Below are 881 nucleotides of genomic sequence, written 5' to 3' on the forward strand. Positions count from 1 at the left end.
TAGGCTCCCACCTATCCTGTACAGATCGTACCCAAATCCAATATCAAGCTGCAGTAAAGCTCCATGGGGTCTTTCCGTCTTGTCGCGGGTAACCTGCATCTTCACAGGTATTAAAATTTCACCGGATCTCTCGTTGAGACAGCGCCCAAGTCGTTACGCCATTCGTGCGGGTCAGAATTTACCTGACAAGGAATTTCGCTACCTTAGGACCGTTATAGTTACGGCCGCCGTTTACTGGGGCTTCGGTTCATAGCTTCGGATTACTCCTAACCACTCCCCTTAACCTTCCAGCACCGGGCAGGCGTCAGCCCGTATACTTCGCCTTGCGGCTTCGCACAGACCTGTGTTTTTGCTAAACAGTCGCTTGGGCCTTTTCACTGCGACCCCCTCGTGCTATTCACACTACCGGGGTACCCCTTCTCCCGAAGTTACGGGGTCATTTTGCCGAGTTCCTTAACGAGAGTTCTTCCGCGCGCCTTAGAATTCTCTTCTCACCTACCTGTGTCGGTTTACGGTACGGGCACCTTCATCTGGCTAGAGGCTTTTCTTGGCAGTCTGAGATCATGACCTTCGCTACTGTAATTTTCACTCCCCATCACAGCCCAGCCTTACGATGTGCGGATTTGCCTACACATCAGCCTCACTGCTTGGACAGACATCCATCAGTCTGCGTCACTACCCTACTGCGTCCCCCCATCGCTCGTAACGATTTACGGTGGTACAGGAATTTCGACCTGTTGTCCTTCGACTACGCCTTTCGGCCTCGCCTTAGGTCCCGACTTACCCTGAGCGGACGAGCCTTCCTCAGGAACCCTTAGGTTTTCGGCGGATCAGATTCTCACTGATCTTTTCGTTACTCATACCGGCATTCTCACTTGTAT

General features: G+C 52.3%; 1 rRNA gene. It reads right to left on the bottom strand.

Going from position 1 to position 881, the window contains the following annotated elements:
- A 23S ribosomal RNA gene (locus tag PV403_RS24805) occupies nucleotides 1-881 on the bottom strand; the annotation flags it as partial.

The organism is Paenibacillus sp. GYB006, from assembly GCF_036577645.1.
Lineage (GTDB): Bacteria > Bacillota > Bacilli > Paenibacillales > Paenibacillaceae > Paenibacillus.